The 24,185-nt window shown below is 70.3% G+C and carries 26 protein-coding genes and 1 tRNA gene; 10 read left to right on the top strand and 17 right to left on the bottom strand.

Going from position 1 to position 24,185, the window contains the following annotated elements:
* Positions 1–18: 18 nt before the first annotated feature.
* Genes ybgC through WJM96_RS04135 form a run of 5 tightly spaced genes read right to left on the bottom strand, consistent with a single transcriptional unit; the run spans position 19 to position 3,491 of the window.
* Entirely contained in the window at positions 19–468 is a 450-nt protein-coding gene (gene ybgC, locus WJM96_RS04155) for a tol-pal system-associated acyl-CoA thioesterase (protein ID WP_424811159.1), read from the bottom strand.
* A complete protein-coding gene (gene ruvB / locus WJM96_RS04150) occupies positions 465–1,493 on the bottom strand; it encodes a Holliday junction branch migration DNA helicase RuvB (protein WP_424811158.1) in 1,029 nt (342 codons plus the stop codon). Before ruvB ends, ybgC begins: the two co-directional genes overlap by 4 nt.
* Positions 1,490–2,107, bottom strand: a complete 618-nt coding sequence (gene ruvA / locus WJM96_RS04145) for a Holliday junction branch migration protein RuvA (protein ID WP_424811157.1) — start codon at positions 2,105–2,107, stop codon at positions 1,490–1,492. The genes ruvB and ruvA overlap by 4 nt, the downstream gene beginning before the upstream one ends.
* A gap of 55 nt (positions 2,108–2,162) precedes the next feature.
* Positions 2,163–2,690, bottom strand: coding sequence for a crossover junction endodeoxyribonuclease RuvC (gene ruvC, locus WJM96_RS04140; protein WP_424811156.1), 528 nt, complete (start codon positions 2,688–2,690; stop codon positions 2,163–2,165).
* 57 nt (positions 2,691–2,747) lie between these two features.
* A complete protein-coding gene (locus tag WJM96_RS04135; RefSeq protein WP_424811155.1) occupies positions 2,748–3,491 on the bottom strand; it encodes a YebC/PmpR family DNA-binding transcriptional regulator in 744 nt (247 codons plus the stop codon).
* Between the two features lie 72 nt (positions 3,492–3,563).
* Between WJM96_RS04135 and WJM96_RS04130 the strand changes: the two genes are divergently transcribed.
* Complete coding sequence (locus tag WJM96_RS04130) at positions 3,564–4,196, top strand: pyridoxamine 5'-phosphate oxidase family protein (protein WP_424811154.1); 633 nt, start codon at positions 3,564–3,566, stop codon at positions 4,194–4,196.
* Here the strand turns inward: WJM96_RS04130 and WJM96_RS04125 are convergent.
* From WJM96_RS04125 to WJM96_RS04105, 5 genes are all read right to left on the bottom strand, one after another.
* Positions 4,193–4,975, bottom strand: a complete 783-nt coding sequence (locus WJM96_RS04125; protein ID WP_424811153.1) for a class I SAM-dependent methyltransferase — start codon at positions 4,973–4,975, stop codon at positions 4,193–4,195. The genes WJM96_RS04130 and WJM96_RS04125 overlap by 4 nt on opposite strands.
* Positions 4,976–4,980: 5 nt before the next feature.
* Positions 4,981–5,439, bottom strand: coding sequence for an L-2-amino-thiazoline-4-carboxylic acid hydrolase (locus WJM96_RS04120; RefSeq protein WP_424811152.1), 459 nt, complete (start codon positions 5,437–5,439; stop codon positions 4,981–4,983).
* 24 nt (positions 5,440–5,463) lie between these two features.
* Entirely contained in the window at positions 5,464–6,798 is a 1,335-nt protein-coding gene (locus WJM96_RS04115; RefSeq protein ID WP_424811151.1) for a metallophosphoesterase family protein, read from the bottom strand.
* A 13-nt stretch (positions 6,799–6,811) separates the two neighbouring features.
* Positions 6,812–8,005 carry an MFS transporter gene (locus tag WJM96_RS04110; protein WP_424811150.1) on the bottom strand — a complete coding sequence of 398 codons (1,194 nt, stop codon included), beginning with the start codon at positions 8,003–8,005 and terminating at the stop codon, positions 6,812–6,814.
* Positions 8,006–8,098: 93 nt separating this feature from the next.
* The gene (locus WJM96_RS04105) at positions 8,099–8,785 is read right to left on the bottom strand and encodes an ArsR/SmtB family transcription factor (protein WP_424811149.1); all 687 of its coding nucleotides are present in this window, start codon (positions 8,783–8,785) and stop codon (positions 8,099–8,101) included.
* A 97-nt stretch (positions 8,786–8,882) separates the two neighbouring features.
* Here WJM96_RS04105 and WJM96_RS04100 point away from each other — a divergent pair, with 97 nt between their 5' ends.
* The 5 genes from WJM96_RS04100 to WJM96_RS04080 all read left to right on the top strand — a co-directional run bounded on the left by WJM96_RS04100 (position 8,883) and on the right by WJM96_RS04080 (position 13,881).
* Positions 8,883–9,746 (top strand): endonuclease/exonuclease/phosphatase family protein, encoded by an 864-nt coding sequence (locus tag WJM96_RS04100; protein WP_424811148.1) that lies wholly within the window; start codon positions 8,883–8,885, stop codon positions 9,744–9,746.
* A 1-nt stretch (position 9,747) separates the two neighbouring features.
* On the top strand, positions 9,748–10,986 hold the full coding sequence (locus WJM96_RS04095) for an MFS transporter (protein WP_424811147.1): 1,239 nt from the start codon (positions 9,748–9,750) through the stop codon (positions 10,984–10,986).
* Positions 10,983–11,879, top strand: a complete 897-nt coding sequence (locus tag WJM96_RS04090; RefSeq protein WP_424811146.1) for a polyphosphate kinase 2 family protein — start codon at positions 10,983–10,985, stop codon at positions 11,877–11,879. Before WJM96_RS04095 ends, WJM96_RS04090 begins: the two co-directional genes overlap by 4 nt.
* A gap of 89 nt (positions 11,880–11,968) precedes the next feature.
* Complete coding sequence (locus tag WJM96_RS04085; protein ID WP_424811145.1) at positions 11,969–12,901, top strand: 2-dehydropantoate 2-reductase; 933 nt, start codon at positions 11,969–11,971, stop codon at positions 12,899–12,901.
* Positions 12,898–13,881, top strand: coding sequence for a phosphoribosylaminoimidazolesuccinocarboxamide synthase (locus WJM96_RS04080; protein ID WP_424811144.1), 984 nt, complete (start codon positions 12,898–12,900; stop codon positions 13,879–13,881). Before WJM96_RS04085 ends, WJM96_RS04080 begins: the two co-directional genes overlap by 4 nt.
* A 151-nt stretch (positions 13,882–14,032) precedes the next feature.
* Here WJM96_RS04080 and WJM96_RS04075 read toward each other — a convergent pair whose 3' ends face one another.
* Positions 14,033–14,587: an HdeD family acid-resistance protein gene (locus WJM96_RS04075; RefSeq protein WP_424811143.1), complete on the bottom strand. Its 555-nt coding sequence runs from the start codon at positions 14,585–14,587 to the stop codon at positions 14,033–14,035.
* Positions 14,588–14,694: 107 nt separating this feature from the next.
* Between WJM96_RS04075 and WJM96_RS04070 the strand changes: the two genes are divergently transcribed.
* Positions 14,695–16,125 (top strand): amidohydrolase family protein, encoded by a 1,431-nt coding sequence (locus tag WJM96_RS04070; RefSeq protein ID WP_424811142.1) that lies wholly within the window; start codon positions 14,695–14,697, stop codon positions 16,123–16,125.
* A gap of 10 nt (positions 16,126–16,135) precedes the next feature.
* Here WJM96_RS04070 and WJM96_RS04065 read toward each other — a convergent pair whose 3' ends face one another.
* Entirely contained in the window at positions 16,136–16,774 is a 639-nt protein-coding gene (locus WJM96_RS04065) for a VOC family protein (protein ID WP_424811141.1), read from the bottom strand.
* A 31-nt stretch (positions 16,775–16,805) separates the two neighbouring features.
* Positions 16,806–16,879: transfer RNA gene (locus WJM96_RS04060), tRNA-Pro, on the bottom strand.
* A 134-nt stretch (positions 16,880–17,013) separates the two neighbouring features.
* Between WJM96_RS04060 and WJM96_RS04055 the strand changes: the two genes are divergently transcribed.
* Positions 17,014–17,445: a hypothetical protein gene (locus WJM96_RS04055; protein WP_424811140.1), complete on the top strand. Its 432-nt coding sequence runs from the start codon at positions 17,014–17,016 to the stop codon at positions 17,443–17,445.
* Between the two features lie 40 nt (positions 17,446–17,485).
* Here WJM96_RS04055 and WJM96_RS04050 read toward each other — a convergent pair whose 3' ends face one another.
* Complete coding sequence (locus WJM96_RS04050) at positions 17,486–18,895, bottom strand: FAD-binding oxidoreductase (RefSeq protein WP_424811139.1); 1,410 nt, start codon at positions 18,893–18,895, stop codon at positions 17,486–17,488.
* Positions 18,896–18,988: 93 nt separating this feature from the next.
* Between WJM96_RS04050 and WJM96_RS04045 the strand changes: the two genes are divergently transcribed.
* Complete coding sequence (locus tag WJM96_RS04045; RefSeq protein WP_424811138.1) at positions 18,989–20,581, top strand: GMC family oxidoreductase; 1,593 nt, start codon at positions 18,989–18,991, stop codon at positions 20,579–20,581.
* Between the two features lie 39 nt (positions 20,582–20,620).
* Here the strand turns inward: WJM96_RS04045 and WJM96_RS04040 are convergent, their stop codons facing one another.
* Positions 20,621–20,905 (bottom strand): hypothetical protein, encoded by a 285-nt coding sequence (locus WJM96_RS04040; RefSeq protein ID WP_424811137.1) that lies wholly within the window; start codon positions 20,903–20,905, stop codon positions 20,621–20,623.
* Positions 20,906–20,961: 56 nt separating this feature from the next.
* Entirely contained in the window at positions 20,962–21,846 is an 885-nt protein-coding gene (locus WJM96_RS04035; RefSeq protein ID WP_424811136.1) for a polysaccharide deacetylase family protein, read from the bottom strand.
* Positions 21,847–21,921: 75 nt separating this feature from the next.
* On the opposite strand from WJM96_RS04035, the gene WJM96_RS04030 reads away from it, so the two are divergent.
* Positions 21,922–22,443: a hypothetical protein gene (locus WJM96_RS04030; protein ID WP_424811135.1), complete on the top strand. Its 522-nt coding sequence runs from the start codon at positions 21,922–21,924 to the stop codon at positions 22,441–22,443.
* A gap of 82 nt (positions 22,444–22,525) precedes the next feature.
* Here the strand turns inward: WJM96_RS04030 and WJM96_RS04025 are convergent, their stop codons facing one another.
* Positions 22,526–24,136, bottom strand: a complete 1,611-nt coding sequence (locus WJM96_RS04025; RefSeq protein ID WP_424811134.1) for a peptide chain release factor 3 — start codon at positions 24,134–24,136, stop codon at positions 22,526–22,528.
* Between the last annotated feature and the right edge of the window lie 49 nt (positions 24,137–24,185).

Genomic DNA, 24,185 nt, shown 5'->3' with positions numbered 1-24,185 from the left:
GCGTGGAAGTCACGGGATTCAAGGGGCTGTGCCTCCAAGAGAACTCGTTTCGGGCGGGACGATCCGGGCGCGAAGTTCACCCAGCCATGGTTCGGGCAGGCGGCGCGGGGCCAGGCTCGCCACGTCCACGCAGGCGAGCGTGACCTCCAGCAGGGCCAACCCTTCCTCCCCCCGCATCACCTCCTGGCTGAGCAGAAGGCTCGCGGATGCGCGCCGGATGCGGGTTACCACGGTCACCTCATCGTCGAGTCGCGCCGGGCGTGCATACTCCACCGTGACGCGCCGCACCACCATGAAGCAGCCATGTAACCGCTGCATGTCGGAATGCGGGACGCCCATGTCGCGCAGCGCCTCGGTCCGCGCGCGCTCGGCCCAGCGGAGATAATTGGCGTGGTAGACGACGCCGCCCGCGTCCGTGTCCTCGAAATACACCCGGATTTTCAGGCGGTGGGCATGATCCGCGCTCATTTCGGGCCCAGCAGGTCGGGTTGGATGGCGCTTCCGGCCGGCGGGGTCATGCCGAGGTGCCGCCAACCCGCATCGCCCAGCACGCGGCCGCGCGGGGTGCGGAGGACCAGCCCCTCCTGGATGAGGAAGGGCTCGATCACGTCCTCCAGCGTGTCGCGGCTCTCGGAGAGCGCGGCGGCCAGGGTCTCGATGCCCACGGGCCCGCCATGATGGTGCTCGGCGATGCGGCGGAGGTAGCGGCGGTCCATGGCGTCCAGGCCCTTGGCGTCCACCTCGAGCCGGGCGAGCGCGGCATCCGCCATGGCGCGGTCGGCCACCCGGCCCTCGACCAGGGCGAAGTCGCGGACCCGGCGCAGCAGGCGCCCGGCGATGCGTGGCGTGCCGCGGCTGCGGTTCGCGATCTCGCGCGCGCCGTCCTCGGCCAGGGCGAAGCCGAGCTTCTCCGCGCCGCGCCGCACGATCCGCAGCAATTCCTCGGGCGTGTAGAGGTTGAGGCGCAGCGGAATGCCGAAGCGGTCCCGCAACGGCGTGGAGAGCAGCCCCGCCCGCGTGGTGGCGCCGACCAGGGTGAAGGGCGGCAGGTCGATGCGGACGGTGCGCGCGGCCGGCCCCTCGCCGATGATGAGGTCGAGCTGGAAATCCTCCATCGCGGGATAGAGGGTCTCCTCGATGGTCGGCTGCAGGCGGTGGATCTCGTCCACGAAGAGCACGTCACGCGGCTGCAGGTTGGTCAGGATGGCCGCGAGGTCGCCCGCGCGCTGCAACACGGGGCCGGAGGTGGCGCGGAAGCCGACGCCGAGCTCGCGCGCCACGATCTGGGCCAGCGTCGTCTTGCCGAGGCCCGGCGGGCCGTGCAGCAGAACGTGATCCAGCGCCTCGCCGCGCGCGCCGGCGGCCTGGATGAAGATCGAGAGGTTCTCGCGCAGCAGCTTCTGGCCGGTGAACTCGGAGAGGAGCTGCGGGCGCAGGCTGGCCTCGCCCGCATCCTCCTCCTGGCGGTCGCCGCTGCTCAGGCGCTCGCTCATCGGGCCGACTCACGCAGGGCCGCGGTGATGAGGGCGTTGAGCTCCCTGCCCTCGCCCAGCTGCGCCGCGGCCCGCGCCACCGCGCGCTCCGCCTCGGGCCGCTTGAGGCCGAGGTTGAGCAAGGCGCTGACGGCATCGGCCTCCGGCGTCTCGGGCAGCGGCGTGGGGATGGCGGCGGCGCCGCCGTCGGCCTCGGGCGTCGCGCGGCCGACCGCCCATTTCTGCATCGCGGGCTCGTCGATGATGCGGTTGGCGGTGGCGGCGCCCAGCCCCTTCACCTCCGCAAGACGCTTGCGCTCCTTGCCCGCGATGGCGCTCGCGAGCTGGTCCGGGGCGAGGCCCGAGAGCACCAGCAGCGCCTTCTGCGGGCCGACCGTCTTCACCTCGATCAGCGCGCGGAAGGCCTCGCGCTCGGAGGCGTCGAGGAAGCCGTAGAGGGTGATCGCGTCCTGGCTGACGCGCGTCTCGACGAGCAGCTTCTGCTGGCCGTCGCGCGCCGTCAGCCGGTCCAGCGTCTTGCGGCTGCAGGAGACGAGATAGCCGACGCCGTTGACGTCCAGCACGCAGGCGCCATCCTGGGTGGATTCCACGATACCGCGCAGGCTGCCGATCATGCCGGCCCCCGATGGCCTGGGGCGCGCGGGCGCCGGAGGGCTGGATCGGCCGCCATCAAACCTGCACCAGCCGGGCCAGGAGGTTCTTCGTGCCGCGGTGATGCGCGTGGCAGATGGCGATGGCCAGCGCATCCGCCGCGTCCGCGCGCTTCAGCACGGCACCCGGCAGCAGCCGCTTCACCATGTCCTGCACCTGGACCTTGTCCGCATGGCCGGTGCCGACGACGGCGCGCTTGACCTCCATCGCCTGGTATTCCGCGACGGGCAGGCCCGCCAGCGCCGGCACCAGCAGCGCCACGCCGCGCGCCTGGCCGAGCTTGAGCGCGGCGGCCGGGTTCTTGTTCACATAGGTGTGCTCGACGGCCGCCTCGTCCGGCGTCCATTCGCCGATGAGGTGCGAGAGCCCGTTGTGGATCTCGACCAGCCGGCGCGAGAGCTCCTCGCCGGAGGAGGTGCTGATGGCGCCCGCCGCGACGAAGCGCAGATGCGAGCCCGCGCTCTCGATCAGCCCCCAGCCGGTATGCGTCAGGCCAGGATCGAGCCCGAGGATGCGGGTCGGGGAATTGCCGGCCGGCCGACTCACGCGCCGCTCCTCGGCGCTGCGCGCCAGCGGGGCTCCACGATCGGACGGCATCGCAACTCAGCCGGAAAGCTTCGCCAGGACGGCGTCGCTCACCTCGAAATTGGCATAGACCTGCTGCACGTCGTCATGGTCGTCCAGCGCGTCGATGAACTTCAGCACCGAGCCGGCCGAATCCTCGTCCAGCGGAACGGTGAGGTTGGGCTTCCATTCCAGCCGCGCCGCCTCGGGGTCTCCGAAGCGGGCCTCCAGGGCTTCGCGCACCGCGCCCAGATCCTCGGGCGCGGTCAGGATCTCGTGCCCCTCCTCGGAGCTGGTGACATCCTGCGCGCCAGCCTCGATGGCCGCCTCCAGCACGGTATCGGCATCGCCGATCGAGACGGGGAAGCGGATGGCGCCCACGCGGTCGAACTGGAAGGCCACCGTCTCGCCCATCGCGCCGCCATGCTTGCTGAACATGGAGCGCAGGTCGCTGGCCGTGCGGTTGCGGTTGTCGGTCAGGGCCTCGACGATCAGGGCCACGCCAGCCGGGCCGCGGCCCTCGTAGCGGACCTCGGCATAGTCTTCGCCAGCCCCGGCGCCGGAGGCCTTCTTGATGGCCCGTTCCACCGCGTCCTTGCTCATGTTCGCGAGGCGAGCGGCCACCAGGGCGGCACGAAGCCGCGGATTGTGGGCCGGGTCCGGCATGCCGGACTTGGCGGCGACGGTGATCTCGCGCCCGATCTTGGCAAAGGCCCGAGCGCGCTTGGCGTCCTGCCCGCCCTTGCGGTGCATGATGTTCTTGAACTGGGAATGGCCGGCCATGATGTCTTCAGAAATCGGTTGAAGTCGCGGTTGCATATAGCGTCCGGTCGCGAGTTTCGCCACCATGGGGGCATGGACACGCACCTGCCCGTCGCCGATCCCCACGCGATTACCACGGCCGAGGCGCTGGAGGCCCTCTACGGGCGCCCTTCGGAGCTCGCGGCCAACAAGTCCACGGACCGGCTGGACCCCGTGACCCTGGCCTTCATCGCGGCGAGCCCTTTCTGCCTGCTGGGAACCCAGGGCTCGCGCGGCAACCACATCACCCCGCGCGGCGACGCCCCGGGCTTCGTCCTGGCGCTGGACGAGAAGCACCTGATGCTGCCGGACCGGAAGGGCAACAACCGGCTGGACGGCTATCGCGACATCATCGAGGACAACCGCGTCTCGCTGCTCTTCCTCGTCCCCGGCATGGGGGAGACGATGCGCGTCCACGGCCGCGCGACCATCTCGACCGACCCGGCGCTGCGCGAGCGCTGCATCGCGCAGGAGAAGGTGCCGACCTCCGTGCTGATCGTGGAGGTCCAGGAGATCTTCATGCAATGCGCCAAGGCCATCATGCGCTCCGACCTCTGGGACGGGCGTAAGAAGGCGGCGGGCGTGCCGAGCATGGGCGCGCTGCTGCTGGCCCACAAGAAGAACGGGATGGATCCCGCGGCCTATGACGCGGTGGCCGAGGAGCGGCTCCGCGCCAACATGTATTAGGCGACGCGCCCCGTCGCCATCCGCGCCGTCGCGACGAAGCTGCGCGGGCCATCGGCGCCCCAGGCGCGGCGCAGCGCGCCTTCCAGCCTCCCGCGCGCCGGCGCCTCCAGCCCCGCGACGAAGGCGCCCACGATCCCCTGCCCCGTGAGCCAGGGCGACCACCAATCGTCGAAGCCCTGGAAGTCCTGCCGGATGGCGATGTCCCGCTCCCGCACGTCATGCAGGCCCGAGGCCTCGAAGAGGCTGCGCAGGCGCCCGGGCGTGCCGATCGGGTGGGTCCAGTAGCGGTCCCGCCACTCCGCGCCCTCGCGCAACACCACGGCCGCCGTATCGGCCAGCAGGCGCAGGAAGGGAAAGCCGCCCCAGAAATCCCACATCGCCGTGGCGACCACCCCGCCCGGCACCGTCACGCGCGCCATCTCCTTCACGGCGGCAGGAGGGTCCGGCAGGAAGGCCATCACCAGCAGCCCCAGCGCCGCGTCCTGCGAGCCGGAGGGGATGCGCATGGACGCGATATCGCCCACCTCGAACCGCGCCTCGGGAATGGCGGCGCGGGCGGCCTCCACATAGGCCTCGCCGACATCCACGCCCGTGGCCTGCGCGGTCGGGTCCCGCGCCAGGATCGCGGCGGTCAGCGCCCCGGTGCCGCAGCCGGCATCGAGAACCTTCGCCCCCGGCCGCAGGTCCAGCACATCCAGGAAGGGCTCGGCGAGCGCACGGCTCCAGCGGCCCATGCTGTGCTCATAGGCCACCGCATCGGTGGCGATGTAGGCGCTCATTCCCGTCAGGCTTCGCGCGTGTAGCGGAAGTTGCAATGCGTCGCGCCGGACATGATGGTCTGCGTGCGTTCGAGCTTCATGCGCGGATCATAGCCCTCGCAGAACGCGCCGTCTCGGTTGCAGGAGAGCACGGCGCCCAGCTTGCCCAGCCCCATCTCGCGATAGCTCTCGGCATAGCGGCAGCGCGTCACGTTGAAGTCGAAATGCGTCTCGTCCTCGCGCAGCACGTCGATCCGCAGCGCATCGTCCAGCTTCCAGCGCTCCATCGACGCGGCGAAATGCGCGATGCTCGGCTCCGGCGCCTCCTTCGCGATCGTCGCCCCCGCCTGCCGGGCGAGCTTCACGACGGCGCGCGTCAGGATCTCCGTCGCCTTCTCCTCACCGATCTCCGCGCTCATCTCCTCGTACAAGCCCTTGGCGAAGGCGGCCTCGATACGGCGCTGCTCGAGGATGGAGACGGTCATGGTGAAGCTCCTGAAGTCGGTGCGTCAGGGTAGACCCGACCAGAACCTCAACTCCAGCCCTTCACCGGCGAAACCGGCACCGACCTCCCATCGCGACGGCCAGTCGATGCGCTCCGCGCCCCAGGACGCGGCGGAACGCAGGCTGTTCCACGGCGCGCCCGGCCCTTCGCGCCACATCACGCCGCCAGGCCCCATGCCGCCATGCAGGAGGAGTTCCAGCGAGAATTCCCGCCCGGCGCCGAGGGCCGGACCGAACCAGTAGCTCGGGCTGCGTCCCGGCGCGGCGGCGAGGATCACGCAGAGCCGCTGCTCCGGTCCGCGCAGCCCCATCCAGACAGCCGGCATCCGGTCCTCGGCCTGCGCGGCAAAGAGCGTCTGCGCGGCCGTATTCACGGATGAGGTGCGCCCCCGCAGGCCCAGCGCGCAGATTCGCGGCGCCGGATGCGCGGCGCGGATCCCCGTGAAGGCGGCGTCGCTCACGCCATGCGGGAGAATCTTCCATGTTTCGGCCGGAGGCAGGCGCAACGGCCAGCTCAGCCCCTCCCGCGCGCTCCCGCTGTCGTCGAGCACCTCGTAGCGCAGCCCTTCGGCGTCGAGGGCGGCGTGCAGCGCGTGCAGATACTCCACGCCCTCCGGCATGCGATGCGCCGTGCCCGCGCCGCCGGTCGTGACCTGGAGCACGCCCCGGTGCACCTGCACGTCGAAGGCCAGGATATGGCTGCACAGGTAGGCGAGCACATCGCCTTCCACGAGCGCATCCCAGAACGCCTCGCGGCAGCCGGGACCGATCTCGCGCTGCCAGTCGCCCTGGAAGCCGTTCACGGTAAAGGCCGGATGATGGCCGAGGACGAGCCGGTGGCGGGCATCGCGATGGCGATGAAGCTCCTCGCGCAGCCATTCCGTCTCGACCTGGCCCTCGCCGCCCAGCCCGGTCCAGAGCGTGTGCACGAAGATCATCGCGAGGTCGCCGCGCCGGACGGAATAGCTCAGCCCCTCCTGGCCCGGCGGTCCGTTGCGCGGCAGATGCGGCAGGGCGGCACGGAAGACGTCCTCGCTCATCCTGTCGTAGGCAGTGTGATTGCCGGTGGTGTGGTAGACCGGGATGCCGCGCGACCATTCCATCTCGACGCCGAGGAAGTGGCGCCACTGGGCGGCCAGCACGTCGGCGGACGGTGTCAGGCCGATCACCTCATCGCCCGGGAAAAGGATGAATTCCGGCGGCGGCGAGAGCCGCGCCAGCACCGCGTTCACCCGGGCCAGATTCGCCTCGTGAGGCGCGCCGGGAACGCCGGAGCACGCGTCCGCGTAAAGCACGAAACGATGGCCCTCGCCCCGGGGCCGCAACGCCGCAATGGTCATCGATGAACCTTCGCTATCCTCGCGGGAACCAGCGATAACCCGCGATGCCCAACACCAGCGAGAGGCCAAGCAACAGGAACCCTGCGCGGTAGCCCGCCTCGCCCACGCCGACCAGCGCCACGACCCAGCCGACCGCGATGGGCAGCGCCGCCGAGCCCAGCACCTGCGCCAGGTTCACCGTGGTCACGCCGCGCCCGACCAGATGCTCCGGGAAGAGCCCCCGCCCCTGCGCCACCAGCAGGATGGAATAGGCCGAGAAGAAGCAGGACAGCATCAGCAGCAACACCGCCGCCGCCAGCGGAATGCCGGGCCAGAACGCCAGCCCCGCCATCGCCAGGATGACGATGACGGCGGAGGTCACCACCGCCGGCTCCCTCCCCAGACGCCGCTCCATGAAGGGCAAGGCGAGCTGCCCCGCCGGCACGGCGAGGCCCATCGCCAGCAGCACCGCTCCGCGGCCGCCCGCGTCGAGCCCATGCACGTCGTGAAGGTAGGGACCCGCCCAGAGCGCCAGCAGCGTCGCCATCACGGCATAGGCGAAGCAGTGCATCGAGAGAATGCGCGCCAGCCCCGGCGTGGCCCAGACGGTGAACTGCCCGGCCAGGACCTCGCCCAGGGTTTCGCGCGCGCGGACGCGCGTTGCGAAGCCCGGCGGCGCGTCCTCCGCCCAACGCCACCACAGCACGCCGAGCACGATGGTCGCGACCGCGCTCAACCCGTAGGCGCCGCGCCAGCCCACCAGCCCGGACATCACCGCCAGCGGCGCGCCCGCGATCAGGATTCCGGCCTGGCTCCAGGCGAAGATCGCGCTCATGGCCTTCGTCATCGCGGGGCCCGCATGCCAGCGCCCGGCCAGCACCACGGCCGACATGAAGCTGGCCGAGCAGCCGAGCCCCAGCACGAAGCGCGCGGCGAGGAACTGCGTGCCGTCCTGCGCCAGGGCCTGCGCGGCGGCGCCGATCACGGCCAGCGCCGTCAGCGCTGTGACGAGCCGGCGCGGCCCGATGCGGTCGAGCCCCACGCCCACCGGGATCTGCGCCACCAGCAGCGCGAAGAAGAAGGCGGTATTGGCCGCGCCCAGCGCCGCGGGACCGAGCCCGAGATCCAGCGCAAGCTCCGGCGCCACGACGCCGACGGCGCCGCGATGGAATTGCGAAGCCGCCGTCATGGAGGCCAGCGCCACGCCGACGCGCGTCACGGGCGTCATGGTGCCAACAGCGAATGCATCAGCACCATCCGTCGCAGATCCGGCCGCGATTCGGCCGGAGGCCGCGCCTGGCGCCTGAGGGCGCAGAAAGTCTCATGCGGTGATGCCGAACTCCGAGGAGAGGGCTCGCTTCCCTTCGGGGGTGCAGGCCAGCCGCCGCCGCTGGACCAGATCCGTCGCCGCGGGCTCGATCCGGTTGAGCCAGCGCCGGGCGATCAGCATGGAGGTGATCTCCCGCCCCAGCCCGCCGGAGAGATGCGGCCGCCGTTCCGACCAGTCCATGCAGTCGCAGGCAAAGCGCGGCGCCTTGCGCGCGGCGGCGAGATCGACGCCGAGCCTGCCGAGACGCTCCTCGCCGCGCGCGGTCAGATCCCATCCGCCGGGCGCCGCCGCGATCCATCCGTCGCCGCTCAGCCGCTCATGCAGCGCCACGCCGAGGCGCCCGGCCACGTGATGCCAGCAGAGCCGCGCCTGGCGGAAGGCGTCGCCATGCGGCCAGGATTTGCGCGGGCTTGTCTGCGGCAGCGCGATCAGCGTCTCGAGCGCCGCCGCGACCTCCTCGCCCGCCAGGCGGTGGTAGCGGTGGCGCCCCTGGGCGTGGACCGAGACGAGGCCCGATTCCACCAGCGTCTTCATCTGCCCGCTCGCCGCCGCCGCGCCGATGCCCGCGACGCGCGCCAGTTCCCCGGCCGTCAGCGCCTCGCCCGGCAGCAGGGCCTGGAGCATGGCGGAGCGCGAGGGGTCGCCGATGACGCTGGCGATGGTGGCGAGACTGGACATGACAGCCTTCTACACCCGGGCGCCGGAAATTGCTTCGGGGGGTACCGAAGCGAGCCCCACCCTCCCGGCGCGGGCCGATCGGCGGCAGGATGGCCCGATGCGCCTGTCCCTCATCGCCCTTGCCCTTCTTCTCGCCGCGCCTCTCCAGGCGGCCGAGATCAAGCTGGCCAGCTGGAACATCGCCTGGCTGACGCTGCGCCACGCCGGCGACCCCGCCCTTCCGCGCGACCTCGCGACCCGCCGCCCCGCCGATTTCGAGCGCCTGGCCGCCTATGCCCGGCGCCTCGACGCCGACGTGGTGGCGCTGCAGGAGGTGGACGGCACGGACGCCGCGGCCCGCGTCTTCGACCCCGCGCAATACGCGTTCCACTTCACCGAGGAGCACGACGTCCAGCGCCCCGGCTTCGCCATCCGCCGCGGCATCCCCTTCACCCGCAATCCGGACCTGGAGGAGCTCGACCTCATCCCCCGCGCGCGGTTCTCGCTGCGGCGGGGCGCGGATGTGACGCTGCATCTCGGCGAGCAGCGCCTGCGGCTGCTCTCCGTGCATCTCAAGGCCGGCTGCCGCGAGGGCCCGCTGGACGGAAGCCGCGACTGCGAGAGCCTCGGCCAGCAATCCGCCGTGCTGGCGCGCTGGATCGCCGAGCGCCGCGAGGAGCGCGCCGCCTTCATCGTGCTGGGCGATTTCAACCGCCGCATGCAGGGCAGCCGCGACGCCTTCCTGGAGGAGCTTCGCGCCGCCGCTCCGCTGACGCGCGCCAATGAGGGCGTGTCGGATCCCTGCTGGTCGGATGCGCGGGGCGGGCGGCCCTTCATCACGCACATGCTGCTGGGCGGGCGCGCGCGCGAATGGATGGTGCCGGGCAGCCTGCGCGTCATGGTCTATGCCGAACGCGACTGGTCGCTGCGCGAGCGCATCTCCGACCACTGCCCGCTCAGCATCCGGCTCCGGGCCGGTTGAGGTGCTGACCTTCCTGCGCATCACGCTGCCGCTCGCGGCCGTGAACTTCCTGAACCAGGCGAGCCGCGCGGTGATGGCCGTGATCGGCCCGCTGCTGGCGGTGGAGTTCGCGCTCTCGGCCTCCGATCTCGGCCTGCTCGCGGCAGTGCTCTTCGCGGCGTACGGGCTGTCGCAACTGCCCGTCGGCGTGGCGCTGGACATGTTCGGCGCGCGGCGGGTGCAAACGGTGCTGGCGCTGACGGCGGGGCTCGGCTTCCTGATCTGCGCGATGGCGGGGAATGTCTGGCTGCTCGGCCTCGGGCGCTTCGTCACGGGCGTGGGCATCTCGGCCGGGCTGATGGCGATGCTCAAGGCCAATACGCAGTGGTTCCCGCGCGAGCGGATCGCGGCCATGACGGGCTCCGGCGTCTTCGTCGGCGCGCTGGGCGGCATGGTCGCGACGCTGCCGGTGCAGGCGCTGCTGCCCGTCATGGGCTGGCGCGGCGGCTTCCTCATCTTCGCGGTGCTGAGCTGCGTCATCGCCACCTGGATCTGGTTCTCGGTGGACGACGCGCCGCCGGGCGCGAAGAAGGCGCCCAAGCGCGGGCTCGCGGCGGAGATCGCCGCCTACGGGCCCATCTTCCGCCATCCCTACTTCCTGCGCTTCGTGCCCTCCATGGCCATGCTGACGGCGATGAACTTTGTCTACCAGGGCCTCTGGGCCGGCCCCTGGCTGCGCGACGTCGCCGGGCTGAACGATACCGACCGCAGCCTCGTCCTCTTCGTCTATGCCTGCGGCGCCGCCACCGGCAGCCTGGTGAGCGGCCAGGCGGCAAGCCATTTCCAGGCGCGCGGCCATTCGCCCATGCTGGTGCCCTTCGCCTGCATCGGCGTGCTGATCGCGATCCAGGCCGTACTGATCCTGGCCCCGCCCATGGGCCTCACCGCCCTGGGCGCGATCTGGTTCACCTTCGCCATGATGGCGACGGCGGGGCCGACCGGATATGCCGCCGTGGGCCAGCGCTTCGGCCCCGAGCTCGCGGGCCGCGTCGGCACCGCGATCAACTCGACGATGCTCGCCATCGTCTTCGCGCTGCAATACGTGCTGGGCGCGATCATCGACCTCTGGCCGCGCAATGCCACGGGCGGATGGAGCGCGGAGGGCTATGTCTGGGCCGTCGGGCTCACCTTCGTGCTGCAGGCGGGCGCGCTACTTTGGTCTTGGCGCGGGCATAGGCTGCTGCCACGATCCCTCCCATGAAGAAGATCGACCTCAAGAAGATCGACATCGACAAGATCCTGGCGAAGTTCCGGGTCGAGACTGGGAAGGGCTTCCGCCTCAAGCGCTACGATCCGGCCGACACGGCAGGCCTCGCCCTCCCGAAGGGCGAGGCGGCCGAGCTGCTGCAATACGGCGTCTCGCGCCTCGCCGAGCAGCAGGACAAGCTCTACGCGCAGGACCGCTGGTCGGTGCTCTGCCTCTTCCAGGCGATGGACGCGGCGGGCAAGGACGGGACGATCAAGCACGTCTTCTCCGGGCTGAACCCGCAGGGCTGCAGCGTGATGGCGTTCAAGCAGCCTTCGTCGCGGGAGCTGGATCACGATTTCCTCTGGCGCCACATCGCCGACCTCCCGGCGCGCGGCCAGATCGGCATCCACAATCGCAGCTGGTACGAGGAGGTGCTGGTGGTGCGCGTGCACCCCAACGTGCTGGTGAAGGAGAAGCTGCCGCGCCAGGTCGTCACCAAGAACATCTGGAAGGAGCGGCTGGAGGACATCGCCGCCTTCGAACGCTATCTCAGCCGCCAGGGCACGCTGGTGCTGAAGTTCTTCCTCAACGTCTCGAAGGAGGAGCAGAAGAAGCGCTTCCTCGCTCGGCTCGACGAGCCGGAGAAGAACTGGAAATTCAGCGCCGCCGACGTGGCTGAGCGCCGCCACTGGGACGACTACATGCACGCCTACGAGCAGGCGATCTCGGCGACCGCGACGAAGAGTTCGCCCTGGTACGTGGTGCCGGCGGACCAGAAGTGGTTCACGCGCCTGGTCGTGGTCGCCGCCATCAACCGGGCGCTGAAGGGGCTGGACCTCGCCTATCCGCAGGTGACGGAAGCCGAGCGCGCGGAGCTGGCCGAAGCCAGGGCCGCGCTGGAGTGAGCGGCGGCGCAGATTGACAAGCGGCGGGCCCGGGATTGTTCTCCGGGCAACCGCGCCGGGCCTCACCGGCGCCTGAAAGGTGGCCCTCCATGCGGATTCTCTTCCTCGGCGCCGGCGCGCTCGGCGGCTATTACGGCGCCCGCCTCATCCAGGGCGGCGCGGCCGAAGTGGCCTTCCTGGTCCGCCCCCGCCGCCAGGCGCAGCTCGAGAAGGACGGGCTGGTCGTGAAGAGCGTGCTGGGCGACTTCGCCCTCCCGGTGAAGACCGTGAGCGCCGAGGCGCCCGGGAAGGACTGGGACGCGATCTTCCTGAGCTGCAAGGCCTATGACCTCGCCTCGGCGATCGACGCCATCCGCCCCGCCATGGGTCCCGGGACCGCCATCCTGCCGGTCCTGAACGGCTTCTCCCACCTCGACACGCTGCGCGAGGCCTTCGGCGAGAAGGCGGTGCTCGGCGGCCTCGCCAAGATCGCAGCGACGATGACGCCCGAGGGCCATATCCGCCACATGGCGCCCCCGGCCGACCTTATCTTCGGCGAGATCGCGGGCGGCATGTCGCCGCGCGTGGAGGCCCTGGCCGCCGCCTGGCAGCCCGCGCCGCACATCAAGACGACCGCGAGCGACAACATCATCGGCGAGATGTGGGCCAAGATCGTGATGCTCGGCTCCCTGGCCGCGCTGACGGTCATGATGCGCGCCAATATCGGCCAGATGATCCGCGCCGGCGGGCAGGAGATCGTGCTGCGCATGTTCCGCCTCTCGGCCGCCATCGCCGCGGCGAACGGCCACCCCGTCTCCGACGAGGCCCTGGCGGGGATGGAGCGCAACTTCACCAACCCGAAATCCACCTCCACCGCGTCCATGTTCCGCGACCTGCAGGCGGGCGGCGCGATCGAGGCCGACCACATCATCGGCTACCTCGCCGAAGCGGGCCGCAAGGCCGGGCTCGACGTCACGCTGCTCGATGCCGCGCTGGTGAACGCGAAATCCTACGAGGTGCAGCGCACGGAAGCCGCCGCATGATCACCGCCGCCGACCTCCGCCCCTATGCCGGATACGTGCTGCGCGACGCGCATGTGCCCGAACTGCCCAACCGCTACGCCGGCAAGGTGCGCGAGAACTACGACCTCGCCGACGGCAGCCGCATCCTCATCACCACGGACCGGCTGAGCGCCTTCGACCGCATCCTCTGCTCCATCCCCTTCAAGGGCGAGGTGCTGACGCAGACCGCGCGCTTCTGGTTCGAGCGCACGAAGGACATCTGCCCAAACCACGTCATCTCCTACCCCGATCCCAACGTCGTGGTGGGCCGCAGGCTCGACATCCTGCCGGTGGAGATCGTGGTGCGCGGCTACCTGGCGGGCACGACCGGCACCTCGGTGCTGACGATGTACAAGGCCGGCCAGCGGACGATGTACGGCCACACGCTGCCCGACGGCATGCGCGACAACCAGCGCCTGCCCGAGCCCATCATCACGCCCACCAGCAAGGAATTCGACGGCGGCCACGACGCGCCGCTGACGCCCGCCGAGATCCTGGAGAAGAAGCTGCTCACCCCCGGCCAGTGGGAGGAGCTGAGCGCGCTGGCGCTCTCCCTCTTCGCCCGCGGGCAGGAGATGGCTGAGGCGCGCGGCCTCATCATGGCCGACACCAAGTACGAATTCGGCACCGATCCCGAGGGTCGCATCGTGCTGGCCGACGAGATCCACACGCCCGACAGCAGCCGCTACTGGCGCGCCGGCACCTACATGTCGCGCTTCGAGGCGGGCGAGCGGCCGGAGAGCTTCGACAAGGACTTCGTCCGCAGCTGGGTGGCGGCGCGCTGCGACCCCTATCGCGACGAGATCCCGTCCATCCCGGAGGAACTGATCCTCGGCACGGCGGCCGTCTACATCGAGGCCTTCGAGACCATCACCGGCCAGAGCTTCCAGCTTCCCCCCGCCGATGCGGAGCCGGTGCTGCAGCGCGTGCGCCGGAACCTGCGGCCCTACTTCCCGGCCTGATTCACCGGGCCCGGCCATGGGGTCGGCCCGCCTTACTATCTTACCATCTTACTATCTTACCGCTCACCCACGAAAAACGCCCGGGGCATGGACCCCGGGCGTTGACGGCGGCGATCATAGCCGAAAAATCCGCGAAAACTCAACGGCGGCTTTACGCGGGCGCATGCTTCTTCAGCCGGAAGGAGAAGGCGATCAGCAGCAGCCCGTACAGGATGGCGTAGGCCCCGATCACGAAGACCAGCGCCAGCGCGCCCGCCGCCGGCTGGATCATCATGAAGATGCCCAAGGCCACCGAAAGCGCGCCGGCCGCGATCAGCGCCCATTCGTTGTCGATCTGCTTGCGCAGCGAGATGGCGCCCATGATCTGGAAGATGCCGGTCACGATCGCCCAGGCCGCGATGCACCACAGCAGCAGGATCGCGGTCATGCCCGGCAGGAAGATCGCGATCAGGCCGGCCAGCAGTCCCATCACGCCCACCAGCGCCAGCCACCAGCGCGAGGTCTGCCCGCCGCCCCCCACGGCCGCCCAGAGGGAGAACACCCCGTCCACCAGGGCGTAAATGCCGTAGAGCATCACCAGCGTGATGATCGTGACGCCGGGCCAGGCGAAGGTCAGCACGCCGAAAATGACGGCGCAGATGCCCTTCAGCAGGATCAGCCACCAATTTTGCGCGAGCGCGCCGAGAAGAGGCATCGGGACCGGCATGGCATCCTCCGGGGCGCGGCGGCGCCCTTGCATTCGTATTCATGGTAAGCTTCGGCCAAGCGCCTTGTCAGCCGATTCGGCGCCGACATGACCCGGAGATCTCCACGATGCTGCGTTGTACGGCCGAGAACGAACCCCTCGCCCCGCATGCCGGGTGCCTTTGCCACCGCCCCGAGATCCGGGCGGTGTCGGAACGGCTCGCGCGCGGCCTGTCGCGCCGCGGCTTCATGGCCGCGGCGCTGGCCAGTGCCGGCGCGGCACCGGCGCTGGCGCAATCCGCGGCGGCGCGCCCCATCGCCTTCACCAACTTCCGCCTCTTCGACGGCTCCGGCGGCGCGTTGCGCGATGGGCTGACCCTGCTGGTGGAGGGCGAGGCGATCCGCGCGCTGGCCACGGGCAACCCCGCCCCGCCGGAAGGCGCGCAGGTCATCGACTGCGGCGGCCGCACGCTGATGCCCGGGCTGATCGACGCGCATTGGCACACGCTCTTCGCGGCCGTGCCCCTGGCCGTGCTGCTGACCGCCGACATGGGCTACGTCCATCTCGCCGCCGCCGCCGAGGCCGAGCGCACGCTGATGCGCGGCTTCACCACGCTTCGCGACGCGGGCGGCCCCGTCTTCGCGCTGAAGCAGGCGATCGACGAGGGGCTGGCCACCGGCCCGCGCATCTACCCATCGGGCGCCATGGTCACCGGCACGGGCGGGCATGGGGATTTCCGCCAGCTCCATGAACTGCCGAGCCCCGGCAGCGGCGCCAGCGCCTCCGAGCGGACGGGCGGCAGCGCCATCATCGACGGGCCCAGCGACATGCGCCGCCGCGTGCGCGAGCAGCTGCTGCAGGGCGCCTCGCAGATCAAGCTCACGGGCAGCGGCGGGGTCTCCACCCCGCGCAGCCCGCTCGACGCGCTGACGCTGAGCCCCGCCGAGATCCGCGCGGCGGTGGAATCGGCGGAGGACTGGGGCACCTACGTGCTGGTCCATGCCTATACGCCCGCCTCGATCCTTCGCGCCCTCGATGCGGGCGTGCGCTGCATCGAGCATGGCCACCTGATGGACGAGGCGACGGCCGCCCGCATCGCCGAGAAGGGCGCTTGGCTCAGCACCCAGCCCTTCGCCGCCGACGATGCCCCCCGGCAATCGGGCCCGAGCGAGCGCGACCGCCAGCAGGTGGTGGCCGGCACCGACCGCACCTACGAGCTGGCGAAGCGCCACGGCATCAAGACGGGCTTCGGCACGGACATCCTGTTCTCCACCCAGCTGACGCCGCGGCAGGGCCTGCTGCTCGCCCGCATGGCCCGCTGGTACAGCCCGGCCGAGGCGCTGCGCCAGGCGACCTCGACCAATGCCGAGCTGCTGACGCTCTCGGGCCCGCGCAATCCCTATCCGCGCAAGCTCGGCGTCATCGAGCCGGAGGCCTATGCGGACCTGCTGGTGGTGGACGGGAATCCGCTGGAGAACATCTCCCTGCTGGCGGAGCCGGAGCGGAGCCTGGCGCTGATCATGAAGAACGGCCAGCTCTTCCGGAACCGGCTGGGCTGACGGCGCCCGCTCAGGCCAGTTTTCTGGGCCCGGCCGGCGTCTCGATCAGCGCGCGATAGCGCAGCGCCCCTCCGGCCCGCACGGAGGGGGGCCGGTCGATCCCGAGCGCCTGGTAGAGCGCCTGCACCTCGGCCGCGTCCGGATGCTCGAGCGTGAAGGACAGGAGGCGCGCCCCGAGATCCGCGATCGTGGCCATCGACCGCGGCTTGCCGCGCCGGTCGATGAGGGAGGGCGCGGCACCTCCCCAGGGCAGGGAGCCGTCATCGGGAATGGCGAAGTCGAAGGACGGATCTTCCCAGGGCAGCGAGACCTTCCGGCCGAAGATCCCCTCCCGGCCGCGCAGGACCGCATCGATCGGATCGGCCCGCGCGACCCAGCCCCGCAGGCGGCGGCCCGCATCCCAGTCGGCCCGGACCCGCCGGCCGTCGTCGACCCCGAACCAGCGCGGACGTCCCGGCCAGACGCCATCGGGGTCGAGCGCGACGATCTCCAGATAGATGCCGTCGCCGAGCTGAAGAAGGTGGTTGTGCGTGCCCATGTAGGCGTGGCGCTGCCCGAAGGGGACATCCAGGTCGAGGCAGGCGCGGACATGTGCCACGCCCTCGGCCAGGTCCGGCGCGATGACGGTGAGATGATCGAGTCGGAGCATGGCTTGGGTGACGCGTCCTCTCCGGCGCGAATCGGGGCGAGAGGATTCGAACCTCCGACCTCCTGCTCCCAAAGCAGGCGCACTACCAGGCTGTGCTACGCCCCGTCGTCCAGCGCTGTTTACGTGCAGGTTTCGAGTGCATCAAGCGGCTGGGGTTAGCTTGTTCTTCACTGCACGCCCTGTAGATGGGAAGGGGGCACGGCAGCCGCCGGCCCGTGGACAACAATCGGGAACTCCATATGCATTCGTTGAAACGCGCCGCCGGCGTGGCCGCGCTCTCCCTGGCCGTTCTTTCGCTGGGTGCCAGCGACGGCCAGGCGGTCGATCCCAACAACCCGCACCTGCAGTATTACGGGCAGTCGCAGTGCCGCGGCCGTGTCGAGATCACCAACGTCTACAAGGCCAGCAACGGCGCCAACAGCTACGAATACTACGTGAACCTGCGGGAGCGCTCGGGCAAGAACCTGACCGTGACCGTCGTCGTCGCGGGCTTCCCGAACACGGTGCATGCGGCGCAGCATCAGATCTTCAGCATCTATCGCAACGCCGGCTACGGCCACAAGTTCGGCACCGGCACCTTCGCCAATGTGGGGCCCGGCCAGGTGCAGATGCTCTACGACGCGGAGATGGGCAATGGCTCGCCCAGCATCCGCCTGGTGAACTGCTACTGACTTCGCGCGCTCGGCCTGAGGTGCTGCCTCAGGCCATCGGCTAGCCCGGCAGGACCTTGCCGGGATTCATCCGCCCCGCCGGGTCCAGCGTCGCCTTGATCGCGCGCATCAGCTCCAGCGCCACCGGCGATTTCAGCGCCGCCATGGAGGCGCGCTTGGACTGGCCGATGCCATGCTCGGCCGAGAAGCTGCCGCCCAGCTCCACCGCCAGTTCGCTGATCCGCTCCTCGAAATCCGGCGCGCGGACGAGCCATTCGGCATGGGTCATGCCCTGTGGCGCCTTCATCGAGAGATGGATGTTCCCGTCGCCCATATGGCCGAGCGCCGCCATCTGCCCCTCTGGCCAATGCGCCGCGATCAGAGCCTCGCTGCGTTCCAGGAATTCCGGCACGGCGGAGACGGGGACGCAGGTATCGGTCGGCAGGCCCGGCGCGTCGATGCGCGAGGCCTCGGGGAAGGTCTCGCGGATGTTCCAGAGGTTCTGGCGCTGCGCCTCGCTCTCGCAGATCACGACATCCTCCGCCTCGCCCGCTTCGAGGCCCGCCATCAGCGCGGCCTCCAGCGCCTCGCGCACCGGGATGGAAGGGTGGGTGCTGCCGGCCTCGACCAGCACGTACCAGGGCGTGGTGAGCGCCATGGGCTCGCGCACGTTGGTGCCGTGGCGCAGCGTGATCTCGATGCAGTTGCGCTGGATCAGCTCATAGGCCACGAGCTCGGCGCCGCTCTCCTGGCAGCGCGCATAGAGCTTCAGCGCCTCGCGCGGCGAGCGCACCGCGACCAGCGCCGTCTCCCGCTTCGCGAGTGGCGGGAAGAGGCGCAGGGAGGCCGCGGTGATGACGCCGAGCGTGCCCTCGCCCCCGATGAAGAGGTGACGCAGCGCGTAACCGGAATTGTCCTTCCGCACGCGGCGCAGGTCATCCAGCACGCGGCCGTCGGGCAGCACGACCTCCAGCCCCAGCACCAGCTCGCGCGCATTGCCGTAGCGGATGGTGCGGATGCCGCCGGCATTGGTGGAAAGCGCACCGCCCACCATGGCGCTGCCCTGCGCGCCGAAATGCAGCGGGAAGAGGCGGCCGACATTCGTCGCCGCGTTCTGCACGGATTCGATGATGCAACCGGCCTCGGCGACGAGCGAGTTGTCGAGGGGATCGACGTCGCGGATGCGGTTCATGCGCTCCAGGCTCAGCACCACGCTGGCCGGCCCCTGGGCCTGCGGCACCACGCCGCCGCAGAGCGAGGTGCGCCCCCCCGCCGGCACGATGGCCAGTCCGAGCCCGGCGCAGGCGCGCATGGCGGCGGAGACCTGCGCCGTGTCGGCGGGGCGCAGCACGGCCTGGGGCTGGCCGCGATAGACGCCGCGCCAATCCACCGAATAGGGAGCGATCTCGGCCTCGTCGCGGAGGCAGCCGGCGGGGCCAAGCAGGTCGGCCAGGGTATCGAGCTGAGGCATGCGCCGAGGCAAACCCGGCGGCCCCTCGGCGTCAAGCTGTTGACCCCGAAAGGATCGGGAGGGACCATCACGCCAAAGCAATGGGGGAGTCCGATGGAAGAGACCGATGTGGTCGTTGTTGGCAGCGGCTCGGCCGGCAGCGCGCTGGCGGGGCGGCTCAGCGAGGATCCCCGGATCCGCGTGACGGTGCTGGAGGCCGGCAGCCGCGACCGCAATCCCTGGCTGCACGTGCCCATCGGCTACGCCAAGACGATGTACCACCCCACCATCAGCTGGAACTTCGCCACCCAGGCGGAGGCGGAGTTGGGCGGGCGCTCGGTGCCCTGGCCGCGCGGCCGCGTGCTGGGCGGTTCCTCGGCCATCAACGGCCTCATCTACATCCGCGGCCAGGCGGAGGATTACGACCACTGGCGGCAGCTCGGCTGCACCGGCTGGGGCTTCGACGACTGCCTGCCCTACTTCAAGAAGGCCGAGCGGCAGGAGCGCGGCGCGGATGCGCTGCACGGCGCCGACGGCCCCCTCTCCGTCACCGACCTGCGCGAGAAGGGCGTGCTGGAGCGCGCCTTCATCGACGCGGCGAAGGAGCTCGGCTTCCCCGAGAATCCCGACTTCAACGGCCCGACGCAGGAGGGCGCTGGCTGGTACCAGGTGACGGTCCGCGACGGCTTCCGCTGCTCGGCCGCGACGGCCTATCTCAAGCCCGCGATGAAGCGGCCCAATCTGCGCGTCGTCACCGACGCGCATGTGGAGCGCATCCTCATCGAGGATGGCCGCGCGACGGGCGTGGTCTACCGCGTCGGCAACCAGACCCGCACGCTGAAGGCGGCGCGGGAGGTGGTGCTGAGCTCGGGCGCCATCGGCAGCCCGCAGCTGATGATGCTCTCCGGCCTCGGCCCGGCGGCGCATCTGGCCGAGATGGGGATCGAGGTGAAGCGCGACATCCCGGGCGTCGGCCAGAACCTGCAGGACCATCTGCAGGCCCGGCTGATGTACCGCGCGAGCCAGCGCGTCACGGTGAACGAGCGCATGGGCCTCTTCGGCATGGGCATGATGGGCGCGAAATTCGCGCTGACGCGGCGCGGTCCATTGAGCTTCGCCGCCGCCACCTCCGGCCTCTTCGCACGCGTGCTGCCGCAAAGCGCCACGCCCGACGTGCAGTTCCACTTCATTCCCTGGAGCGCGGACAGCGTGAAGGAGGGGCTGCACAAATTCCCCGGCTTCACGGTCAGCGTCTGCCAGCTCCGCCCCGAAAGCCGCGGGGAGATCCGGCTGGCCAGCACCGACCCGCTGGCCAAGCCCCATATCCACGCCCGCTACCTGACGAGCGAGACGGACAAGCAATGCATGGTGGAGGGCGTGAAGCTGGCGAAGCGCCTGGCCGATACGAAGGCGCTGGGCCGCTTCATCACCGATCGCTACGCCCCGCCCGAGGGCGCGCCCGAGGATGACGCGGCCTGGCTGGACTTCGTGCGCCAGACCAGCGGCACCATCTACCACCCCACCGGCACCTGCCGCATGGGCGAGGACGACGCGGCGGTGGTCGATACGCAGCTGCGCGTGAACGGCGTCGGCAACCTGCGCGTGGCCGACGGCAGCATCATGCCCACGGTGGTGAGCGGGAACACGAATGCCGGCTGCATCATGATCGGCGAGCGCTGCGCGGATTTCATGAGGAAGGCCGCCTAGCCCGCGCGGATCATCTCCGCGGCAGCGGGCGCCGGGGCCTCAGTACCAGCCGGCGCGCTCGGAGCACTCCCGCCGCTCGCGCGGATGGGAGCGCTCCCACTGGCTGATCGAGCGCGTCTCGTTGTTGCTCATGCGGTTGTTCATGCAGGTGCAGTAGGCGGTCACGACCCGGCGCGTCTGCCCCTCACGGGAATTGTCGCTGATGCACTGGTTGATCCAGCGGCGGTCGTCGGAGCTCGATCCGTAGCTGGAATTATAGCCGGAGGAGCCGCCGCAACTCGCGGCGCCGATGGCGAACAGGATCACGGCGGTCAGCTTCTTCATGGCGTTCTCCCCGGCCGGAGCATGCCGATACGGCGGGCCGCCGTGAAGCCGGTTTATCAACCGGCCGGCTTCGGGAAACGGCCGCGGAAGTCCTTCACCATCTCCTCCAGCGTCAGGAAACGCACGCCCGGCTGGCGCATCATGTGTCCGATCAGCCGCTCCAGCATCAGCAGCACCTGCGGCCGGCCGGAGACATCCGGGTGGATGGTCATGGGCACCACTGCGTAGTCGTACTCGCGGTAGATGAAGTCGAAATGGTCGCGCCAGATCTGCTCCAGCGCGTGCGGGCTGACATAGCCGTGGCTGTTCGGGAACTTCTTCACGAACATCATGGGCGGCAGGTCGTCGAGGTACCAGGAGGCGGGGACCTCCACGAGATCGGTCAGCTTCCCCTTGGTGAAGGGCTTCATCCAGCTCTCGGCCGGCTGGCTGTAGTCGATGGGCGTCCAGGCATCGCCCGTCCGCACGTAATAGGGGATGGCGTCGTGATGCATCAGCGAGTGGTCGTACTGGATGCCGCGCTCCACCAGGATCTCGATGCTCGTCGCGCTCACCTCCCACCAGGGCGCGACGTAGCCGACCGGCTGGCGGCCCCAGTGTTTCTCGATGAGGCCGATGCATTTGTGGAAGATCGCCTCCTCCTGCATGCGGCTCAGGGCCAGCGGGTTCTCGTGGCTGTAGCCGTGCAGGCCGATCTCATGGCCCGCCTGGGCCACCATGTCCGTCTGGGCGGGAAAGCTCTCGATGGTGTGGCCGGGGATGAACCAGGACTGCCGGATCCCGAAGCGCTCGAAGAGCTTGAGGATGCGCGGCATGCCGACCTCGGCCGCGAAGACGCCGCGGCTGATGTCGCCCGGGCTGTCCTCGCCGCCATAGCTGCCGAGCCAGCCGGCCACCGCGTCGCAATGCACGCTGAAGGCGCAGATGATGTCCTTGGGCATGTTTCCCCCTTTTCCGGTCGCGTTTCCAAAAGATGAACTTGCCGCAATATTCGATACAAGCTTAGTCTACACGGCATGTCCCGAAAGGCTTCCTGTCTCTGTGGCGCGCATGCCGGGCGCCGTGCCTTTCTCGGCCTTGCCGCCGGCGTGCCGATGGCATCCGTGGCCCGCGCGGGGGACGGCACAGCCTATGACGCGATGCTGCTGACCTGCATCGATCCGCGCCTGGTCTCGCCGGTCTATGCCTGGATGGGGCAGCGCGGGCTGAGCGGAAGGTTCAGCCGCTTCGCCATCGCCGGCGCGGCGCTGGGCGTCGTGTCGCCCGCCTTCGCGACGTGGCAGCCGGCCTTCTGGGACAACCTCGCCACCTCGGTGCAGCTGCACAAGGTTCCGCGCGTGATCGCGGTGGGGCATCGCGATTGCGGGGCGGCGAAGATCGCCTATGGCGCCGAAGCCGTCGCGACGCCCGAGGCCGAGAGCGCGCTCCACCGCCGCGTCTTCGCGGCCTTCCGCGCCGAGCTGGCGCAGCGCCACCCGGCGCTGCGGGCGGAGGGCGTGCTGATGGCCCTCGACGGAACCGTCGAGAGCTTTGCGTAGTCTGGTGCCCTCCGGGCGCCCTCAGCCGGGGAGCGGTCGCGCTTCGCGCTCACGCGCAAGGCGATGCCCCGCGCCGTAGCTCTCAGCTCTCCGAGAGGCTGTGCTGCTCGCGCAGCGCGTGGAAGCTGAGCGTCTTCCACTCGTCCTCCGCCCGCTTGCGCCGCCAGTCGGAGGCGAAGAGCGCCACCAGCTCTCCATCGTGATCCTCGGCGAGGTCACCGCGGTTGAACTGCTTGAAGCGCTCCAGCGCGGCCTGGTCCTCCGTGCTCACCCAGCGGAGGTATTCCCACTGCGTGTGCTCGAAGCCGGCGGGCACGCCGTATTCCACCTTGAGCCGGCTCTGCAGCACGTCCACCTGCAGCAGGCCGACCACGCCGACCACGGGGGGCGAGCCGTCGAGCGGGCGGAAGATCTGCACCACGCCCTCGTCCGCCAGCTGCTCCAGCGCCTTGTTGAGCTTCTTCGCCAGCATCGGGTCGTCCAGCCGCACGCGGCGGAGGTGCTCCGGCGCGAAGGACGGGACGCCGCGGAAGTTGATGGGCTCGCCCTCGGTCAGCGTGTCGCCGATGCGCAGGATGCCGTGGTTGGCGATGCCCACCACGTCGCCCGGCCAGGCCTCCTCGGCCACCTGGCGATCCTTGGCGAAGAAGAAGAGCGGCGCGTTCACCGGCACCTGCTTGCCGGTGCGGACCTGCAGCAGGCGCGCGCCCTTCTCCAGCCGGCCCGAGCAGACGCGCAGGAAGGCCACGCGGTCGCGGTGGTTGGGGTCCATATTGGCCTGGACCTTGAAGACGAAGCCCGTGAGCTTGCCTTCGCCCGGCTCCACCACGCGCGCATCGGACTGGCGCGGGCGCGGCGGCGGCGCGAGGCGCCCGAGCCCGTCCAGCAGGTGCCCCACGCCGAAATCGCGCAGCGCGCTGCCGAAGAAGACCGGCGTCATGGTGCCCTGGAGGAAGGCTTCCTCGTCGAACTCGGGATAGCCGCCCTGCACGAGATCCGCCTGCTCGCGCAGCTCGGCCAGCCGCTCGCGCGGGACCAGCTTGTCCAGCGCCGGGTCGTCCAGGCCGCTGACGGGGATGTGGCTCCCCTCCTCGGTGTCCAGCATGCGCACGGCGGGGTTCAGCAGGTCGTAGACGCCCAGCAGGTCGCGCCCCGCGCCGATCGGCCAGGCGGCGGGCGAGACGTCGAGCGCGAGCGTCTTCTCGATCTCGTCCAGCAGCTCCAGCGGGTCGCGCCCCTCGCGGTCCATCTTGTTGATGAAGGTGATGATGGGGATGTCGCGCAGGCGGCAGACCTCGAAGAGCTTGAGCGTCTGCGCCTCGATGCCCTTGGCCGCGTCCAGCACCATGACCGCCGCGTCCACGGCGGTCAGCGTGCGGTAGGTATCCTCCGAGAAGTCCTCGTGGCCCGGCGTGTCGAGCAGGTTGAAGATCAGCCCGTCGCGCTCGAAGGTCATGACCGAGGTCGCGACCGAGATGCCGCGGTCCTGCTCGATGCTCATCCAGTCTGAGCGCGTGGCCCGGCGGTTGCCCTTGGCGCGCACCTGGCCGGCGAGCTGGATGGCGCCGCCCTTGAGCAGCAGCTTCTCCGTCAGCGTGGTCTTGCCGGCGTCCGGGTGCGCGATGATCGCGAAGCTGCGGCGGCGCGCGGCCTGCTGGCCCGCTTCGGTCCGTTGGGTGGTGAGGCTGTCCATGTCGGCGGGGGAGATGGCACGTCCGCACCGCCGGGTCGAGGCATGACTG

The organism is Roseococcus sp. YIM B11640, assembly GCF_049727625.1.
Lineage (GTDB): Bacteria > Pseudomonadota > Alphaproteobacteria > Acetobacterales > Acetobacteraceae > Roseococcus.
Note: the sequence above shows the minus strand (reverse complement) of the source record. Positions and strands in the feature narration are given on the sequence as shown.

Bases quoted from the DNA above. Each gene is read 5' to 3' on its own strand.
- ruvA (WP_424811157.1), bottom strand. From the start codon at position 2,107: ATGATCGGCAGCCTGCGCGGTATCGTGGAATCCACCCAGGATGGCGCC.
- WJM96_RS04080 (WP_424811144.1), top strand. From the start codon at position 12,898: ATGATCACCGCCGCCGACCTCCGCCCCTATGCCGGATACGTGCTGCGC.
- WJM96_RS04070 (WP_424811142.1), top strand. From the start codon at position 14,695: ATGCTGCGTTGTACGGCCGAGAACGAACCCCTCGCCCCGCATGCCGGG.
- WJM96_RS04055 (WP_424811140.1), top strand. From the start codon at position 17,014: ATGCATTCGTTGAAACGCGCCGCCGGCGTGGCCGCGCTCTCCCTGGCC.
- WJM96_RS04035 (WP_424811136.1), bottom strand. From the start codon at position 21,846: ATGCCCAAGGACATCATCTGCGCCTTCAGCGTGCATTGCGACGCGGTG.
- WJM96_RS04105 (WP_424811149.1), bottom strand. From the start codon at position 8,785: ATGTCCAGTCTCGCCACCATCGCCAGCGTCATCGGCGACCCCTCGCGC.
- WJM96_RS04135 (WP_424811155.1), bottom strand. From the start codon at position 3,491: ATGGCCGGCCATTCCCAGTTCAAGAACATCATGCACCGCAAGGGCGGG.
- WJM96_RS04115 (WP_424811151.1), bottom strand. From the start codon at position 6,798: ATGACCATTGCGGCGTTGCGGCCCCGGGGCGAGGGCCATCGTTTCGTG.
- WJM96_RS04030 (WP_424811135.1), top strand. From the start codon at position 21,922: ATGTCCCGAAAGGCTTCCTGTCTCTGTGGCGCGCATGCCGGGCGCCGT.
- WJM96_RS04100 (WP_424811148.1), top strand. From the start codon at position 8,883: ATGCGCCTGTCCCTCATCGCCCTTGCCCTTCTTCTCGCCGCGCCTCTC.
- WJM96_RS04130 (WP_424811154.1), top strand. From the start codon at position 3,564: ATGGACACGCACCTGCCCGTCGCCGATCCCCACGCGATTACCACGGCC.
- WJM96_RS04045 (WP_424811138.1), top strand. From the start codon at position 18,989: ATGGAAGAGACCGATGTGGTCGTTGTTGGCAGCGGCTCGGCCGGCAGC.
- WJM96_RS04085 (WP_424811145.1), top strand. From the start codon at position 11,969: ATGCGGATTCTCTTCCTCGGCGCCGGCGCGCTCGGCGGCTATTACGGC.
- WJM96_RS04075 (WP_424811143.1), bottom strand. From the start codon at position 14,587: ATGCCGGTCCCGATGCCTCTTCTCGGCGCGCTCGCGCAAAATTGGTGG.
- WJM96_RS04025 (WP_424811134.1), bottom strand. From the start codon at position 24,136: ATGGACAGCCTCACCACCCAACGGACCGAAGCGGGCCAGCAGGCCGCG.
- WJM96_RS04120 (WP_424811152.1), bottom strand. From the start codon at position 5,439: ATGACCGTCTCCATCCTCGAGCAGCGCCGTATCGAGGCCGCCTTCGCC.
- ybgC (WP_424811159.1), bottom strand. From the start codon at position 468: ATGAGCGCGGATCATGCCCACCGCCTGAAAATCCGGGTGTATTTCGAG.
- WJM96_RS04090 (WP_424811146.1), top strand. From the start codon at position 10,983: ATGAAGAAGATCGACCTCAAGAAGATCGACATCGACAAGATCCTGGCG.
- ruvB (WP_424811158.1), bottom strand. From the start codon at position 1,493: ATGAGCGAGCGCCTGAGCAGCGGCGACCGCCAGGAGGAGGATGCGGGC.
- WJM96_RS04065 (WP_424811141.1), bottom strand. From the start codon at position 16,774: ATGCTCCGACTCGATCATCTCACCGTCATCGCGCCGGACCTGGCCGAG.
- WJM96_RS04110 (WP_424811150.1), bottom strand. From the start codon at position 8,005: ATGACGCCCGTGACGCGCGTCGGCGTGGCGCTGGCCTCCATGACGGCG.
- WJM96_RS04040 (WP_424811137.1), bottom strand. From the start codon at position 20,905: ATGAAGAAGCTGACCGCCGTGATCCTGTTCGCCATCGGCGCCGCGAGT.
- WJM96_RS04050 (WP_424811139.1), bottom strand. From the start codon at position 18,895: ATGCCTCAGCTCGATACCCTGGCCGACCTGCTTGGCCCCGCCGGCTGC.
- WJM96_RS04125 (WP_424811153.1), bottom strand. From the start codon at position 4,975: ATGAGCGCCTACATCGCCACCGATGCGGTGGCCTATGAGCACAGCATG.